Source organism: Streptomyces sp. NPDC091209, from assembly GCF_044757755.1.
In the GTDB taxonomy this organism is placed as follows: Bacteria; Actinomycetota; Actinomycetes; order Streptomycetales; family Streptomycetaceae; genus Streptomyces.
Genome location: NZ_JBIVVR010000014.1, coordinates 93,581 through 109,959, shown reverse-complemented (window position 1 = coordinate 109,959; position 16,379 = coordinate 93,581). Strand labels below are relative to the sequence as shown.

Here is a 16,379-nt window from a genome sequence, read left to right as displayed (position 1 = left end):
AGTTCAAGGCATCATGTCCTGCCTGGTCTTGAGCCCCTCGGCGAGCAGGCTCCATTCCTTGCCGATGCGCTCGGCGATCGGGGCGATGACGCCGAGCCAGTGGGCCGGAACCGCCTCGATCAGCTCCCGCCAGCTGTCGTCCGGCTCGGCGGCGTGCAGCTGCATCCAGCGGAGGAACTCCCGGCCGCCCGTGGTGTAGCGGAGGGTGGGATCGGCGGCCATCTTCGCCGCCACCGTCGTCCAGGCCGGAATCTCGTCGGTGCGGTCCCTACGCTGCGGCGCGCTGTCGATGCTCGGTGCCACCCGCAGCGGCACATGGGCTGCGCCACCGGAATCCGCGCCACCGGAATCCGCGCCACCGGGAACTGCCGAGACGGGCCGCGAGGGTTCCCCGGACAGCTGTACGGACCGCACGGGGTGGACGGGGTGGACGGATCGCAGGGGCTGCGCCGCCGCGTCGGGTGTCCGGCGGCCGCTGCGCTCGGGGCTTTCGCCACGCCGCAGCCGGGCGCTCACGTCGTGGACCGTGCCGAGCGACACGTCGGTCTCCCGGGCGACCTGACGGAGCGGGGCGTTCGGGTGCTCGGCGATGTACTCGGCGGCCCGCAGCCGGCCCTCGCCCGGGCCCACCGGACGCCGCCTGCCGTCCCGGCCGATGCGCTTGCCGTCGAGCGGTCCCTCACTCGACTTCTCGCGCAGCGACGCGATCGTCTTCGCGCTCAGCCCGGTGATGCGGGCGACGGCACGGTCGGACCAGTCCGGGTGGGAACTCAGGACACGCTGGGCTCCGGACACGCGGTCGGTCTTCGACAGTGGCAGTCCGTGCGAGCCGTTCGCCTTCATGGCGATGACGAGCGCCTCGGAGTTCGAACAGTCGACGAAGCGCGCCTTGATGCTGCTGTCGCCGCGCAGCTTGGCGGCTTCCAGCCGGTGCAGGCCGTCGATGACGCGGTAGCCGTCGATCTGGACCAGAATGGGCGGCAGCTCCGCCGAGCCGGCCGCCTCGACGAGAAGCTGGATGTGCGCGGCGTCCGTGCCGCTCCGGCGCAGAGACAGGCCCGCCGACAGCGCGTTGACGAGGATGTCGCAGGCGGGAAGCCGCTCGAGGTTCTTCAGGTCGAATTCGCTGCGGGCCGACGCGTCGACGCCTTCCGTCCTGACGGAGCCGAACGCGTTCGTGGTCAAGATGGCCTGCGCGCTGCTCTGAGCCATTCCTTCACTTCCTCTCTGCTGCCGCTGCCGATGAGCATCGCAGGAGGGGCTCCAGCTGCAGTTGAGGGGAGATTGAGGTCTCCTGGAAATGCAGGACAGCGGGTGTCCGCCGGACCGGCGGACACCCGCTGCGGCAGCACCGCGGCGACGGCCGGCAGGGCGGCCGCCCGGAGTGCGAGCATCCCCGCGGGCCACGAGGCGGACCGTGCGGCGGGCTGTGTGGCGAGGCGGTCGAATACCTTCGCGGTGAGCGTGCCGGGGGAGAGGTGAACCACAGCGCGGGTAAAGGGGTCCCCGTCTGTGATATCAGGAAGGTCATTCCGTTCAGTAGGCGTCGGCCTGCCAGGTTTTGAACGATGGCCGCCGCTTTACGTAAACGGCTATTTTATTGCCGTTATGGCTCTCCGCGGAAGCGGATGTTGCATCTGCCTACTTTCCTCAGTTGAACCCGGAAATCCATGAAGGTGGCTATGAAATCATTCGTGAATGGTTCGGCGAGCACGGGGCGGCCAGTGATCGGGATCTGTGCGCGGACCGCGCCGGTCACGTTCCAGGGCAGCGACATGGTCGTCAGCTTCGCGCTCCAGTCCCACCTGGCCTTCCTGACCGCGGCGGGCTGCACGCCCCTGCTGCTTCCGCTGCTGCCCGGCGTCGAGGCCATGGCGGACCGGATCGACGGCCTGCTGATCCCGGGTGGCCCCGATGTGGATCCGGCGCTGTACGGCGAGAACCCGCACTCCGGCACGCGGGCGATGACCCCGGAAGCCGACCGCGCCGAACTGGCGTTGATCCGGGCGGCACTTGACGCCGAGCTGCCCGTGCTGGGCATCTGCCGCGGCATGCAGCTGCTCAACGTGCTGCACGGAGGCACGCTGCACCAGCACCTGCCCGAAGTCACGGGCCACGACGGCCACCGCCCGAACACGCCGTCCTTCACCCTCGGCTCCCACCCGTTGAAGCTGGAGCCGGGCAGCCGGATCGCCGGTGTCCTCGACGAGGACGTGCCGGTGACGGCCTGCCATCACCACCAGGCCGTCAACCGGCTCGGTGCCGGCCTCACCGCCACCGGCTGGGCGGAGGACGGTACCGTCGAGGCCGTCGAAGTCACGGATCGCCCCTTCGCCGTCGGCGTGCAATGGGAAGCAGGATTCACACCCGACCAACGACTTCATCACGCACTCGTGCACGCTGCCGGACGCTGACCCGCCGCCGACGTCGGAGGCCGGCTTCTGTACCGTGGCGCCCGCCTCGGCGAGCTTCGCCTCGATGCCGGGGACGTGCCAGTAGGCCAGGGCGAGGTCATGCCCGGGTCCGGCACCAGGCCGGTGTGCTGCCCCGCGACGTCGTAGCCGACGTAGTGGTCCCCGTCGGTCTGCGGCTCGCTCATCGGTTCATTCTGACTCCAGCAGGTTTCGAGCCGCTTCAAGGACCCCCTTGCCACGCTGTGTGCGCCGTGCATCCAGAAGGGGTATCCATGAAAAAGCTCGCATTGGTAAATGCGGTGATCGTGATCGGCCTGTCGGTTCCGGCCGCCACCCCCGTGGCGGCGGCCGAGGGGGCTGCCGCCACGGCCACGGGAACAATCGACTGGTCGCCGTGTCCTGACACCGACCCGAACCTCGGTGCGTTGCTCAAGGGCCTGGAGTGCGGCTCGGTGGAGGTCCCGCTCGACTACGCCCAGCCCAGCGGTCAGAAGATCAAGCTGGCGCTGACCCGCGCCAAGCACACCGTCACCGACGACCAGTACAAGGGCGTCGTGCTGCTGCACCGCGGCCAGTGGCCCGGCCCGATCAGCCGCGACATGCCCACCCGGTACGCCAAGGGCACGACCGGGCTGGCGAAGGACGTCGGCGCCGCTTACGACTGGATCGGCTTCGACCCGCGCGGCGTCGGGGCCAGCGAGCCGGCGATCGTGTGCGACCCGTCCTACATCAACCCGGTGCTGCCCGACCCCGTGCCGAAGACGGCCCAGGACGAGCAGAACGCCGTGGCCAAGGCCGAGGCGTACGCCAAGAGCTGTGGTGACAAGTACGGCGACCTGCTCAACCACTTCACCACCAAGGACTCCGCGCGCGACCTCGACCAGATACGGATCGCGCTCGGCCAGGAGCAGATCACCTACTACGGCATCGACTGGGGCGGCTACCTCGGCTCGGTCTACGCGACGATGTACCCGACCCGGGTGAAGCGCATGGTGCTCGACAGCGTGCCCAGCCCCAGCGGCGTGGGGTACCAGAACCAGATGTCCAAGAACATCACGTCCGAGTACAACGGCGGGCTCTTCTTCGCCTGGGTCGCCAAGTACGACTCCGTCTACCACCTGGGCACGACCGCCGACGAGGTCGAGGCGAACTACTACAAGGGCCAGGACGCCCTCCGTGCGGCGCCGGTCGACGGCAAGATCGGACCGGGCGAGTGGGCGAACGTCTTCGAGCAGGTCGTCTACCGCAGCTGGACCTGGGTGAGCCGCGCGAAGATATTCTCCGACTTCGTGGTGCGCGGTGACGCGACGGCGCTGCGCGCCGACTCCCCGACCCCGGGCTTCCCTCAGCAGAACCGCGTCGCGATGACCAACGCGGTCAACTGCACCGACGGCTGGTGGCCGAAGGACTGGAAGGTGTGGAGCGCCACTCTCGCCAGCCAGTACGCGGCCGGGAACCACCTCCTGACCTGGAGCAACGGCTGGTACAGCGCGCCGTGCGCGTTCTGGCCGGTGCAGACCCAGGCTCCGGCGCGGGTCGGCAACGGCAGCGCCAACGTCCTGCTGGTGCAGCCGCAGTACGACAGCGCACACGGGATGTTCGGCGCTCTCGACATGCGTATCCGGTTCCCCAACTCCCGTCTCATCATGGAGTTGGGCGGCCACAACGTCGGCTCGGCGTTGTCGGCGAACAACAACCCCTGCCTCAACACCTACGTCAGCGACTACCTGAGGGACGGCACCCGTCCCACCTCGTCGTGGGGCATCGACGCCACCTGCCAGGCGCCCGAGGACCCGGTGCCGCCGACGGCCTGATCCGTCGTCAGCCGGGCCCCGCATGATCACCATGCGGGACCCGCTGTCTCCATCCCCGAAGGCGTGCTCACCGCCGTCTACGGCGGAGCCGACACCGGCCGGCTGCTGTGCGACCACCCGGCCGTCGGGACGGTCTCCTTCACCGGCTCGACGGCGGCGGGGCGCGAGGCCGCGCGACGCTGCGCGGACGGCCTCAAGCCCGTCTCACTGGAGCTCGGCGGCAAGAGCCGGCGGCGGGTGCGCCTCAGGTGGGCAAGGAACCGCTCCACGATCCACCGCTTGGGCAGCACCACGAAGCCGCGCATGTCGTCGCTGCGTTTGACGATCGCCAGGACCAGGGCGAGAGCGGTGAGGCAGTGGGTGACGAGGCTGCCGGTGTAGCCGCCGTCGGCCCAGACCAGCTCCAGGCGGTGGCGGGCCTCGACGATCCGCGCGAGGAGTGTCTGCGCGGCGGTGCGGTCGCCGGTGTCCGCGGGGGTGACTATCACGGCGAGCAGCAGGCCGAGGGTGTCGACCACCGCATGGCGCTTGCGTCCGTTGATCAGTTTGCCGCCGTCGAAGCCACGGCTGTCGGCGCCGACGACGGCGTCCGCCTTGACGGACTGGGAGTCGATGGCCCCGGCGCTGGGCTCCGGGTCCCGGCCCGCTCTCGCGCGGACCTTGCCACGCAGCCGGTCGTGGAACTCGGTGACCAGGCCATGGTTGCGTCAGCGGCGGAAGAAGGCGTAGACCCGGTCTCACGGAGGTCCCACGGAGGGAAGTCGGCCGGCATGGCCCGCCATTGGTTCCGTTGTCGACCAGGTAGTGGACCGCGTCCAGTATTGCCCGGTGGCCAGTACGCCTCCGGCTGCCCGCCACGTCCCTTCAGCCAGCCCGGCACTGGTAGCAGCGGACGGACCGCGGCCCACTGCGTGTCCGTCATGTCGGTGGGGTAGCGGCGCTCGCGCGTTCCGTTGTCGGCAGCGTTCCCGAACCGGTGCGCGAGGCAGTCACACGACGGAGTTACCGCACTGGACCCTGCCGGCACGAGGGCGTACAACTGCGACAACAGGGCCTCCTGGATCGCTTGTTGGCGTAGACACCTAACGGGCTACCGTGAGGCCCTGCTTTCATGCCCGGCGTCCGCCGCTATCACCCGAACGAGGCCCCGCTTCCAAGTCGCCGACGGTCTCGTTACGGTGAGAGTCCAGGCGATCGATTGCTTGCTCGCTCCATGCACGGATGACCGATGCCTGCTCAGGGGCCAGGGTGTCGAGGAAGTGGCGCCGGATGTTGTCGCCGTGCACGAGGACTGCACTCTGGGCGGCGCGGGTGCCCTCGGCGGTCAGACCGATCCCTGCGCGGCGGCCATCTGCCCCGTACTGGGTGCGTGCGACGAAGCCGCGATTTTCCATGCGCGTGAGCTGATGCGAGACGCGGCTCTTGTCCCAGTCGAGCGACTCGGCGAGCTCACCGACACGCATCTCCCGGCCAGCGTTTCGCCACAGGGCCATGAGCACGCTGAACTCGGCCTTCGAGATGTCGCAGTCACGCTGCAGTCCCCGTTCCAGCTCCCTGGCGAGCAGGCGCTGAGCGCGCATCCAGGCATCCCAGATCTCCCACTCCTCGGGGTCCAGCGGTCGAGTCTGCGTCATAGCGCCGAGAATACCGCTACCAGTGGAGTTGTCACTTCAACTCACGTCGACCTAGAGTTGACGTATCAACTCTATTTGAAGGAAGAATCATGGCATTGCGCATCGCACTCATCCTCGGAAGCACCCGCCCCGGGCGCCGCGGCGACCAGATCGCCGCCTGGGCGCTGGAGACCGCACGAGCCCACGGCGGCGCCGACTACCAGCTCGTCGACCTCGCCGACCATGACCTCGGCAACCTCGACGAGCCCGGCAACCCGAACTTCCAGCAGTACCAGCACGACCACACCCGCAGCTGGGGCGCCCTGATCGACAGCTTCGACGGCTACGTGTTCGTCGTCCCCGAGTACAACCACTCCTACCCCGGTGCCCTCAAGAACGCCCTGGACTACGTGTACCGGGAGTGGAACGACAAAGCCGCCGGAATCATCAGCTACGGCGGATGGGTCGCCGGCGCCCGGGCTGCCGAGGCACTACGGCTCGTCCTGGCCGAACTCCAGATAGCCACGGTCCGCGCTCAGCCCACCATCTCGACACACCCCTCGTTCCACACCGGCGCCTTCGTCCCCCAGGAGGGTCTACAGACTGCCGTGGGCGGCATGCTCGACCAGGTGATCGCCTGGGCCGAGGCCCTTCGCGGGGCACGTGAGGCCAAGTCGCGGACGGCCAGCACTGTTTGAATGCGTGTTGTACTCCCATGACTGCCGCAATCGCTTGATCGAAGCTCCCGTTCGATTGGAACTCCTCAAGATCGGAACGACAACAAGCACTGAGGCCAGAGCAGTCCAGAGACGCGATTCACCCCCAGCCCAAAGGCCGGGGCACTCGCAAGATCAGAGGTAGACGTCGACGGAGTACAGCACCCGGGCGTGCACCGCGCCCACCGCCTCGGCGGCCACCGCTCCCGCGAACGCCTTGGCGCCCCAGAGCACCAGGTCCGGCCGCCCGCGCGGGCCACGGCGACCGGGTCCTCCATCATCGAGTCGTTGGACCGCCGCGCCTGCGGAAGCACCAGGTCGTCGAAGACTCCGGAGGCCTGCTCCCGGCTCAGCCGCTCGCGGTTTGGCCGTATGTCGAACAACGGGTCGAGCCCTGCTGCGGGGACCGTTTCGCCGCGGCGGCACGGTCGGACGTCTGGCGCCGGTCCCGTTGCCTGCGCACCTTCGACGTCTCGCCGGGACCGACACCCACCGCCGTCAGCCCGGCCGAGGTGACGGCGTCGAGCAGATCCGGCCAGCAGGCCGCCCGCACCTCGTGCCCGGCCGTCCGCAGCGACCACGCGAGCGGCACCAGGTTGAACACATGCGCCTTCCAGGGAAACGGCACGACGAGAACTCGCACAACGCACTCCGTTCAAATCGGGGGCTATCGAATTCTGTTCGCCGGCCTGCTTGCTCAACTCGCCGGCCTGCTCGTTCAACCGTGGGAACTCGGCAGTTGAACAAGACCTTCAGTTCATCAACAACGCGGAAAAACCGTGAACTTGACAGAGCCGAGCATTCGACGGGATGGTCGATCCACTCGATTGCCGATCCCATCCGAGGAGGTGAATCAGATGAAGACGCTTCGTCAGTGGAACGCTCTGCGCTCGCAGCGAAAGGGCGGTGTCCGCCCGGCCGGTAAGTACTTCAAGTGGGCGGCCTGATCAGGGCAGTCTCGTGGCCTGTGGAGGGTCCTGGCACCCTCCACAGGCCAGGGTTCTCGGCCTCAGGGATATCTGACCGTGGCAATCGAGGTGGGATCAGTGCACAGGTGGAGTTACGAACGTTTTGCCGTCGAGCAGAAGACTTTGAACGGGCTGGTGGATCGTTTTCTGGCCCCGGAAGCATGGCAGGAATCGCGCGAACCGCTGACCGGCGAAGAACGCGCCGAACTGCGTGAGACGATCGCCGGACTTCGGCACCCCCAGGTCATCGAAGAACTCTGCGCGATGGCGGCGACCCACCCCCGTGCGGATGTCCGCCTGACGGTTCTCGAAGGTGTCGGTCCGTTCACGGCCACTCTTCCCGCGGCGCGGGAATTCCTGGTCTGGCTGCTCGGCGACGACGAGGACTTCATCGTGTTCTCCGCCGCGAAGATCGCCGGCCGGCACCGCATCGGCGAGGCCTACGAGGAGCTGCTGCACATCACCGGACCGGCCGAGGCCGGCCTGTTCCGCAGCACCAAGCCGGTGGGCATCGGCGCCGCCGTCGTGGCCAAGGCGATGGACGAAATCCTCGGTGCGCAGGATCGCGCTGCCAGGCTGGAGATCGAGCGGGAGCACACCAGGACCGGCCAGTTGCCGCAGGGAACCGCACTGGGCGAACACTGGGACTACGACCCGCAGAACCTGCCCCGTCCCGTTCCCGACGCCATGGTGCTCGTCCCCGCGTCCGAGTTCGTCGCCGGAATCGGCATGGACGACGTCGTCCATCCGCTCTACGACGTGGACGACGCGGCCCCCCGGCAGACCCGCTACCTGCCCGACTTCCTCATCGACCGGTACCCGGTGACCAACCGGGAGTACGACCAGTGGGCGCAGAGCCCGCAGGCCGCCGAGCACGCGCTCTGCCACCCCGACGAGCCCGAGGACAAGGACCACCGCCGCGGGATCGTCGGCGACGCCCGGTTCGGCCCCGACCACCCCGCGACCGGTGTCGACTGGTTCGACGCCTACGCCTACCTCGCTCACCTCGGCAAACGGCTGCCGACCGAACTGGAATGGGAGAAGGCCGCACGGGGCGAGAACGGATCCCTCTATCCGTGGGGCGACGAATTCGACCCGGACGCGCTGCGCTGGTTCGGTGCCTCCTTCGGCGAAGCGCAGAGCCTGGAGCACTGGCGCGACACCCTGAGCACCTTCGACGAGACAACTCCCGCGGTCACCACGGTCCCGGTCGGCTCCCACCCCAGGAACGTCAGCCCCTACGGCGTCGCGGACCTGGTCGGGAACTGCTGGGAATGGACGGACACCAACTTCTTCACCCGTGACCGGATGAAGCCGATGATCTCCGGCAGGCCCCGCACCGAATGGGCGACGGCCGAGGAGACCTCGGTGGTCATCCGGGGCGGCGCGTGGACCTCCATGCGGGAGCAGGTCACGGCCTACTTCCGCGGCAAGGACCTCTTCACGGACCGGCACAACGAGATCGGGTTCCGAGGGGTGATCCGATGAGCTCGCCGCAGCGCATCCCGCGGTTCCGTTACGACGGCACGGTCACGGCGGAACAACGCGCCTTCTACGAGCAGTACGGGTTCGTCATCTACCGCGGCGTGTTCGACGCGCAGGACGTGGAGATCATCCAACGCGATGCCGAACGCCTGGAGCGCGACACGCTCGACGGGAAAGTGCCGGCCGAGCACCGCGACCAGGTGATCAAGCCCTCGTACGACGAGAACGGCCGGGCGACCCTGCACCGGCTGCCCTATTTCACCCTGCACTGCGCGGACACCCGGGAACTGATCGAGCGCCGGAAACTCGATGCGCTCGGCCCCGGTCTGCTGGGACGCCCGACATGGCAGTTCGAGGACGCCGTCGACGGAGCCGTGTGGCAGATGAAACGGGGCAAGCGAAGCTCCTACAGTGCGCTGGACTGGCACCTCGACTTCCCGCACGACCTCCCGCTGACCCCCCTGGTGAACGTGGGCATCTACCTGGACGAGGCCACCGTCCGCAACGGCTGCCTGATCCTCGTGCCCGGATCCCACCGGTATCCGCCGCGGCGACTGGAGCCCTTGGGACTTCCGATCGAAGCCGAGGCGGGCGACGTCATCTGCCACACCTACAACATCCTCCACCACTCCGGCCCGGTGCTCGACGACACCAGCCGGGCGACGCTGTACGTGTACTACTCCGCGGGACAGAAGCCCTCGGCGGGCACGGCGTACAGCCACCGGGCGGGCGAGGATTTCGCCAAGATGATCACCGGAGCGGAGGCCCACGCGCGATGACCACCACCACCCCGGACGTTCCGTCCGAAGTCCTGCAGATCGCCGCCTGGGCCGACGGTCCCACGGCGGAACGCGACGCCCTGCTCGACGGCTACCTGCGCACCCTGGAGCAGCTCGCCGACCCGCACCTGCTCGAAGAATGCCTCGCGGTCGGCCTGCTGCACGACACGCCCGGGATACGGCGCCAGGCCCTGGCCGCCGCCGTACGGCTCGCCCCGGAACTGGCGGCGGAGGCCGTCGGCTGGGCACTGGCCGACCCGGACGAGACCGTGCGCGGACCCGCACTCGCCTCCCTGGCCACAACACCGGCCCTGCGCTCGGCAGGCGGCCCCTCCGCGCTGCACGCCCTGCTGGCCGTCCTCGGCCGGTCACCGGACCAGATCGCCTCGGGCGTCGGGAACTACGTGACGGTGGCGGACGCGCACGCACTCGCCTCGGCACAGACACTGCTCGCCGACACGGCACTGGCCGGCACGGTCCTGGAGGACCTCCCCGTCCCGCTGTCGGCCGACCGGCTGCCCAGCCGGCTCTCCCCGGACGGGATGCGACACGTCCCGGCCGGACGGCTGCGCCGCGGGACGCACCCCGGCGGGGAACACTCCTTCGGCGACCCGGGCGAGCCCGTGGTGGACGAGGTCACGGTCGAGGGGTTCTACCTGGACACCTGCCCGGTCACCAACGACGAGTACGACGCGTTCGTCGCCGACGTCGGTGCCCAGGGCCACCTGTGGTGCCACCCGGACGAGCCGAGGAACACCGACCACACACGCTCCACCGCCGACGACCCCCGCTGCGCCGGCGACCACCCGGTGACCGGGGTCAGCTGGTACGACGCGGTGGCCTACGCCGCCTGGTGCGGCAAGCGGCTGCCCACCGAGGACGAGTGGGAACGGGCCGCCCGGGGAGACGACCACCGGCACCACCCCTGGGGTGCCGAGTTCCGGCCCGAGCTGGTGCGGGGCCTGCACTCGGTACTCGGGGAGGACGCCGGGACGGTCCTGGACCGCCGGGCGTGGCTGCGCCGGCTCACGGATCTGTCCCTCGCCGAACTGCCCGCGCTGACCGGTCCGGTGAACCTGCCGGGCAGCGAATCCCCCTTCGGCGTCCGGGACATGTGCGGCAACGTGTGGGAGTGGACGTCCACCCGGTTCCTGGACGGCCTCCCGCTCCAGCCACGCTTCGGCACCATGGACCCGGGCGACCTGTGGGGCGAGTGGTCGGCCGAGGTCAGTGTCCGCGGCGGAGCGTGGAGTTCGCCCCCCGCGCTGCTCACCGCGGTCAGCCGGGCGGGCAAGACGCTGGTGACCAGGAGCCCGGAGATCGGGTTCCGCTGCGCGGCGAGCGAATCCGAGGTGCCCGTTCGATGACCGCAGTACGGCGAATCCAGCGGGTTCTGCCCGAGGGCTACACCCGCTGTCTCGCCAACCCCGACTTCCGCCGGCTGCAGCCCGGATTCCTGGTCTCCTTCCTCGGCGACGGCATGAGCTTCGTCGGTGTGGCGTGGCTGGCCGTCGAACTGGCCGCTCCGGCCGACCGGTCCCTCGTGGTGGGACTCGCCGTCGCCGCCTACAGCATGCCCGCCGCGATCGGCTCCCTCACGCTGGGACGCTGGCTGAGCGGGCGCAACGCCAGGAGCCTGATCCTGGTGAACGCGCTCCTGCGCGGCGCCCTGTTCGCACTGATCCCGGCGCTGTACTGGACGGGGCTGCTGAACACCGCGACCTACATCGCCCTGCTCGCCATCTCCTCGGTCCTGCACGCCTGGGGGATCGCCGGCCGCCAGACGTTCGTCGCCGAGACCCTGCCGGCCAAGGACCGGCTGGCCGGCCACGCGCTGGTGGGCAGCCAGGAACAACTGTCGTTCATCACCGGACCGCCGCTGGCCGGTCTGGTCACGGTCGCGTTCGGGCCGGCCGCGGTGCTGGCCGCTGACGCGGTCAGCTATCTGTACCTCGCCCTCGTGACGGCCCGGGTGCGCGGCGACGGCACCCTCGAGCGCCGTCCCGCGGTGCCGTTGCGGCGCAGCGGCAGGACCCTCGCCCGCCACCCGGAGCTGATGGGCCTGCTCGCGCTCTCGTTCGTCTTCTACCTGCTGTACGGGCCGATCGAGGTGGCGGTCCCGGTCGTCGTGGCCGAGCGGATGGGTGGGGACCCCACCGCCCTCGGATGGATCTGGGGCGCGTTCGGCGTCGGCGCGGTGATCGGGACCTGGGTCACCGGAACGCTGCGGCGGCTCCCGCTGTGGCCGACCGTACTGGGCATCGTGGCCGGCTGGGGGCTGGCGATCCTCCCCTTCGCCGAGTTCGGCACCCTCGCCGCGGGCATCGCGGGCTTCGGCCTCGGCGGGCTGATCTACGCACCCTACGGACCGGTGACCATCACCCTGCTGCAACAGAAGGCACCCATCGAGGAGTTGGTGAGCCTCAGCGCCTTCCGCAGCGCGATCCTCGTGATCGCGACCCCGCTGGGCGCGGTACTCGGCGGCCCCCTGGTCGACACGCTCGGCGCGTCGGACACCATCGAACTGTCCGGCCGGACCACCGTCGGCCTCGCCGTCCTCGGCACGGTCCTGATCCTGCTGGTACGACGCCACCGGCACCGCCGGGAGGGGCGGGAACCACTCCTGGACACCGTGCGGCGGTGAACCCTGTCGGGACCCGCGCGACAAACCGGCCGCCGTGACGGCCACTTCGCCATGCCCAGCGCCTGGGCCCCACAGACAAGGAGCGGTGATGAAACTCGGGCAGCAAGAGATGCGCAGCCGGTTCGAGGGCGAGCGGGCCGTCCGGTTGGCCACCGTCGACGAGCGCGGGCGCGCCCATGTCGTGCCCGTCATCTTCGTGGTCGACGGCGACACCTTCTACTCACCGACCGACAAGCCGAAAAGCGGCAATCCGCGGCCCAAGCGGCTGCGCAACCTCGACCGCGACCAACGGGCCACGGTCCTGGCCGACTGCTACGACGAGGACTGGCTGAAGGCGTGGTGGGTACGGCTGCGCGGCACCGCCCGGGTCATCGACGAGGGCCCGGAGCGCACGCGTGCGCTCGGCCTGCTGGACCGCAAGTACGAGTCGTTCGACGGCCCCCGCTACCTCCAGGACGGCGGACCCGTGGTGGCCATCGACATCAAGGACTGGCTCGGCTGGGCGTACAGCGAGCGATCCGCGGAAGCCGGCCGACGGCGCTCGTGGCGCGACCGGTCATGGCTGCGGTCCAGCCGTGCTTGACCGGTGCTGAAGACGGCTTTGCCGGGCTGCGACTGGCACGGCACGTCCCCGCGCTCGCGGGGGCAGCTCACGCCGGGAGGCATCGTCTTGACATCCTCCCCTCTCTTTTAAGAAGGGGGAGGATGTCAATTCCAAGCCGAGGTCATCCAGCCGGCAGAACGTCGTCAGGTCAGCAGGGCAGAAGGTAGCGTCACGCACGAGCCCAGGGCGCAACCGCTGATGATCGTCCGGTGGCGTTTGGTCGATCAAGCGCGGTCGTGGAGCGTGACCTGGTAGCCGTCGGGGTCGGCGAAGGTGAAGGTCCGACCGAAGGGACCGTCGATCGGTGCGGAGACGATGGTGTGACCGTCGGCGACGAGCGCGTCGTGGATGGCCTGGACGTCGGTGGCGTGGAGCCAGATCGCGGCACCGATGCCGGGCTGAGCGACGGATGCGAGGTCGGTGCCGGGAATGACGTCGCGGAGTGCGAACGCGATCGGCTTCGTCTCGAAGACGACGGCGTGCGGAGGTCCGGCCGGCGAGCGGACGAGGCCCAGGTACTGCTCGTAGAACGCCTGCGAAGCGTCGAGGCCGCGCACTTGGAGCGAGATGAAGTCGGGGCCGGTGGCGGGCATGATGACGCTCCTTCTTTCGTGTCAGTTTTCTGACATGCGTCAACCTATGTCAGAATACTGACATGAGTCAAGAAGGTGTCGGCGTCAACCTGGAGACGTCACTGGGCTACCTGCTCAAAGAAGCGTCGAGCGCCCTCCGCGCGGCCATGGAGGAAGTGCTGCGGCCGCTCGGGATGAGCGTGACGCACTACTCCTGCATCGAGCTGCTGGCGCAACGACCGGGCTTGTCGAACTCCGAGCTCGCGCGGGGCGCGTTCGTGACACGGCAGACGATGAACGTGCTGCTCCAGACCCTGGAACGAGACGGCTACGTGACCAGGCCTGCGGAGGCACCCGTCGGGAAGGTGCTTCCCACGCGGCTCACGCCTCGCGGCCGACGAAGCCTCGAGAAGGCGAGCGCAGCCGTCCGGTCCGTCGAGGCCAGAATGCTGGCCGGCCTGACCGAGACCGAGCAGTCAGACGCGTTCCGGATCCTGCAGAGCATGATCCATTCCCTGCGCGGTGACAACGAGGGTGCATAGCTCGTTCCGCGGCGCTCGTCGCGCTCGGACAGGAATGCAGCCGAGCCTGAAATCCGTGTCGGCGACCTCGAAAACCGACAGACCCCGACTACACCCTCTACTGCGATGGAGCCGCTTACGGGCAGGACGAGAAGGGCCGTGCCCGGGCACGACCCTTCTCGTCCTTGCCCGTTCCGCGTCGCGGAAGCGGCGGTCTTCGTCGCGGCACCAGAAGATCCGGTCAGCGCTCGGATCGCTGACCGGATCTCTGATCGGATCCTGATCGGATCCCTGACCGCATCAGCGGTCCAGGATCGTAGCGAAGACCTCCGTCAGCGCCTGCTCCGCGTCCTTGCCGGCGCCGGTGCTGCGCCAGGCCACGTGCTGGTCGGGACGGATCAGGAGCGCGCCGGCACCAGTGATCTGCCGGACGGCCTCCCATCCGCCGTCCACGTCGGCGTACTCGGCGCCGTCGCCGATGCGGACCGCGTTGACCTGGACGGAGAACTTCTCCGCCACGCGTGCGGCCGCCTCGCTCCACGCCGTCCCCTCCGGGCCGGTGATCAGCGTGAAGCCGGTCCTGCCCGTCAGGTCGAGGGTGGACAGGCGCTCGCCGTCCCGGGTGATCCAGGCGTGCGGCAGCCGGTGGCCGGGGCGCGACGTCGGCGTGTGCTCGTCGCGCATGGGGACGCGGGCCGGGCGCTCGGTGCCGTCGGAGACGACCGCTCCCTCCTCGTAGGCGAAGCCGATCTCCATCTCGAACGACTGGCAGCCGCCGCGGTGGGTGTTGAATATTTCCAGGGCCCGCGCCCGCACAGTGTCGCCGAGCGGGGACGGGTCGAAGTACGCCGCCAGACGCTGCCCGCGGCGCCCCGCCGGGATGTTGTGGCCGCCGCCGATGGCGTCGATGACCGCCTGGTGGTGCTGAGCGGCGGAGACCGCCCAGTCGACGTTCTCGCGGCCTACGGGCCGGCGCTCGGCCTCGTAGGTGTCGATCAGGCTCTCGGGCGCGCTGCCGTTCAGTACCGCAGCCAGCTTCCAGGCGATGTTGTGCGCGTCCTGGATGCCGGTGTTGAGACCGAGGCCCACGGCGGGCGGCTGCTTGTGCGCGGCGTCGCCCGCGATCAGCACCCGGCCGACCCGGTACTTGTCGGCGAGGACCGCGTTCACGATCCAGTCCGTGATCTTGTGCACGGTCACTTCCAGATCCGGCACCTTCAGCACTTCACGGATGCGGTCGACGACCGTCTCGTTGTCCCAGCGGCCGGCCGGGCCGGGGGCCATGTGCAGGCCCCACTGCTCGCAGGCCTTGCCCCAGCTCGGACCCATCTCGATGAGGTTGACGGAGAGGTCGGGGTCCTCCGGGCTGAGGTAGTGCGTGATGAGCGTGCCCTCCTCCCACCACTGCGACAGGTCCGCGGAGAAGTACACGGTCGTCGTGTTGACGTTGCTGGGCGGGCCCTGCAACTCGATGCCGACCTTGGAGCCGACGAAGCGGCCGCCGTCGGCGCCGAGGAGGTACTGCGCCTTGACCGTGATGACCTCGCCGGTCTCGACGTTGCGCACCTCGGCGACGACGTGGTCGCCCTCGTCGGAGAAGTCGATCACCTCGTGGCTGAAGAGGATCCGCCCCGGACTGCGCTGCTCCGCGTGACGACGCAGGATCGGCTCCAGCCACATCTGCGGCAGCTTCGAGGGCAGTTCCGGCCCGGCCGCCCCGTAGCGCTCCGTCAGTTCGCCACCGCCGAAGGCGTCCATCTCATGGATCTGGCGAGCGTCGATCGGCCCGTCACCAGCGAACGTGGTCGCCCAGCGCACCTTGCCGAACTTGTCCAGCGGCGCCGCCTCCGCGAGGACGTCATCGCGGATCCCGTGCTGGCGGAAGATCTCCATCGTGCGCTGATTGAGGTAGTGCGCCTTCGGCACCCTCGACGTGTCCGCGTGCCGCTCCACCAGCAGGTGGTCGATGCCCTGGTCAGAGAGAAAGACGGAGGCGGACAGGCCACACCCGCCGCCGCCCACGATCAGGACCGGAACCTCGATTGACGTCATGTTCGCCCTTCCAGAATTCAGATGGCTTTCCCGCACAGCCTGACAACGTCATCCGCAGCCCTGGTCAAGAACGACTGGACTCCGAAAAGCCGCCGGCCGGTCACGCGGGTGACCGGCCGACTACGTGCCTCAGGGGAAGGGGGCGACAACTGCCATGGATTTCCTAATCATTCATAGTCGTCTCTGGTCAGGCATCT

At 69.1% G+C, this 16,379-nt stretch carries 15 protein-coding genes and 1 pseudogene; 10 read left to right on the top strand and 6 right to left on the bottom strand.

The features are described 5' to 3' along the window. Nucleotides 1-3 precede the first annotated feature (3 nt). Nucleotides 4-1,212, bottom strand: a complete 1,209-nt coding sequence (locus ACIQRL_RS32910) for a ParB/RepB/Spo0J family partition protein (protein ID WP_401338442.1) — start codon at nucleotides 1,210-1,212, stop codon at nucleotides 4-6. Nucleotides 1,213-1,682: 470 nt separating this feature from the next. Here ACIQRL_RS32910 and ACIQRL_RS32905 point away from each other — a divergent pair, with 470 nt between their 5' ends. The 3 genes from ACIQRL_RS32905 to ACIQRL_RS32895 all read left to right on the top strand — a co-directional run bounded on the left by ACIQRL_RS32905 (nucleotide 1,683) and on the right by ACIQRL_RS32895 (nucleotide 4,609). Further along, nucleotides 1,683-2,414, top strand: coding sequence for a gamma-glutamyl-gamma-aminobutyrate hydrolase family protein (locus tag ACIQRL_RS32905; protein ID WP_401338441.1), 732 nt, complete (start codon nucleotides 1,683-1,685; stop codon nucleotides 2,412-2,414). A 272-nt stretch (nucleotides 2,415-2,686) separates the two neighbouring features. Further along, nucleotides 2,687-4,228, top strand: coding sequence for an alpha/beta fold hydrolase (locus ACIQRL_RS32900; RefSeq protein WP_401338439.1), 1,542 nt, complete (start codon nucleotides 2,687-2,689; stop codon nucleotides 4,226-4,228). A 63-nt stretch (nucleotides 4,229-4,291) separates the two neighbouring features. Continuing rightward, a complete protein-coding gene (locus ACIQRL_RS32895; protein ID WP_401338438.1) occupies nucleotides 4,292-4,609 on the top strand; it encodes an aldehyde dehydrogenase family protein in 318 nt (105 codons plus the stop codon). Here the strand turns inward: ACIQRL_RS32895 and ACIQRL_RS32890 are convergent. Both ACIQRL_RS32890 and ACIQRL_RS32885 read right to left on the bottom strand, forming a co-directional pair. After that, a pseudogene (locus ACIQRL_RS32890) lies at nucleotides 4,519-4,842 on the bottom strand (transposase); the annotation flags it as partial. The gene ACIQRL_RS32895 and the pseudogene ACIQRL_RS32890 overlap by 91 nt on opposite strands. A gap of 495 nt (nucleotides 4,843-5,337) precedes the next feature. Further along, nucleotides 5,338-5,862, bottom strand: a complete 525-nt coding sequence (locus tag ACIQRL_RS32885) for a MarR family winged helix-turn-helix transcriptional regulator (RefSeq protein ID WP_401338435.1) — start codon at nucleotides 5,860-5,862, stop codon at nucleotides 5,338-5,340. Nucleotides 5,863-5,951: 89 nt separating this feature from the next. Here ACIQRL_RS32885 and ACIQRL_RS32880 point away from each other — a divergent pair, with 89 nt between their 5' ends. Next, a complete protein-coding gene (locus ACIQRL_RS32880; protein ID WP_401338432.1) occupies nucleotides 5,952-6,539 on the top strand; it encodes an NADPH-dependent FMN reductase in 588 nt (195 codons plus the stop codon). Between the two features lie 367 nt (nucleotides 6,540-6,906). Here ACIQRL_RS32880 and ACIQRL_RS32875 read toward each other — a convergent pair whose 3' ends face one another. Continuing rightward, nucleotides 6,907-7,200, bottom strand: a complete 294-nt coding sequence (locus tag ACIQRL_RS32875) for a hypothetical protein (protein WP_401338429.1) — start codon at nucleotides 7,198-7,200, stop codon at nucleotides 6,907-6,909. A 460-nt stretch (nucleotides 7,201-7,660) separates the two neighbouring features. On the opposite strand from ACIQRL_RS32875, the gene ACIQRL_RS32870 reads away from it, so the two are divergent. From ACIQRL_RS32870 to ACIQRL_RS32850, 5 genes are all read left to right on the top strand, one after another. Then, nucleotides 7,661-9,013, top strand: a complete 1,353-nt coding sequence (locus tag ACIQRL_RS32870) for a formylglycine-generating enzyme family protein (RefSeq protein WP_401338428.1) — start codon at nucleotides 7,661-7,663, stop codon at nucleotides 9,011-9,013. Continuing rightward, nucleotides 9,010-9,789 (top strand): phytanoyl-CoA dioxygenase family protein, encoded by a 780-nt coding sequence (locus ACIQRL_RS32865; RefSeq protein ID WP_401338427.1) that lies wholly within the window; start codon nucleotides 9,010-9,012, stop codon nucleotides 9,787-9,789. The genes ACIQRL_RS32870 and ACIQRL_RS32865 overlap by 4 nt, the downstream gene beginning before the upstream one ends. Further along, nucleotides 9,786-11,156 carry an SUMF1/EgtB/PvdO family nonheme iron enzyme gene (locus ACIQRL_RS32860; protein WP_401338425.1) on the top strand — a complete coding sequence of 457 codons (1,371 nt, stop codon included), beginning with the start codon at nucleotides 9,786-9,788 and terminating at the stop codon, nucleotides 11,154-11,156. The genes ACIQRL_RS32865 and ACIQRL_RS32860 overlap by 4 nt, the downstream gene beginning before the upstream one ends. Further along, nucleotides 11,153-12,433, top strand: a complete 1,281-nt coding sequence (locus tag ACIQRL_RS32855; RefSeq protein ID WP_401338422.1) for an MFS transporter — start codon at nucleotides 11,153-11,155, stop codon at nucleotides 12,431-12,433. Before ACIQRL_RS32860 ends, ACIQRL_RS32855 begins: the two co-directional genes overlap by 4 nt. 88 nt (nucleotides 12,434-12,521) lie before the next feature. Further along, complete coding sequence (locus ACIQRL_RS32850) at nucleotides 12,522-13,016, top strand: pyridoxamine 5'-phosphate oxidase family protein (RefSeq protein ID WP_401338421.1); 495 nt, start codon at nucleotides 12,522-12,524, stop codon at nucleotides 13,014-13,016. A gap of 245 nt (nucleotides 13,017-13,261) precedes the next feature. Here the strand turns inward: ACIQRL_RS32850 and ACIQRL_RS32845 are convergent, their stop codons facing one another. Beyond that, complete coding sequence (locus ACIQRL_RS32845; protein ID WP_355858566.1) at nucleotides 13,262-13,630, bottom strand: VOC family protein; 369 nt, start codon at nucleotides 13,628-13,630, stop codon at nucleotides 13,262-13,264. A gap of 62 nt (nucleotides 13,631-13,692) precedes the next feature. Between ACIQRL_RS32845 and ACIQRL_RS32840 the strand changes: the two genes are divergently transcribed. After that, nucleotides 13,693-14,151 carry a MarR family transcriptional regulator gene (locus ACIQRL_RS32840; protein WP_329297254.1) on the top strand — a complete coding sequence of 153 codons (459 nt, stop codon included), beginning with the start codon at nucleotides 13,693-13,695 and terminating at the stop codon, nucleotides 14,149-14,151. A 279-nt stretch (nucleotides 14,152-14,430) separates the two neighbouring features. Here ACIQRL_RS32840 and ACIQRL_RS32835 read toward each other — a convergent pair whose 3' ends face one another. Next, nucleotides 14,431-16,182 (bottom strand): FAD-dependent monooxygenase, encoded by a 1,752-nt coding sequence (locus tag ACIQRL_RS32835; RefSeq protein WP_401338419.1) that lies wholly within the window; start codon nucleotides 16,180-16,182, stop codon nucleotides 14,431-14,433. Between the last annotated feature and the right edge of the window lie 197 nt (nucleotides 16,183-16,379).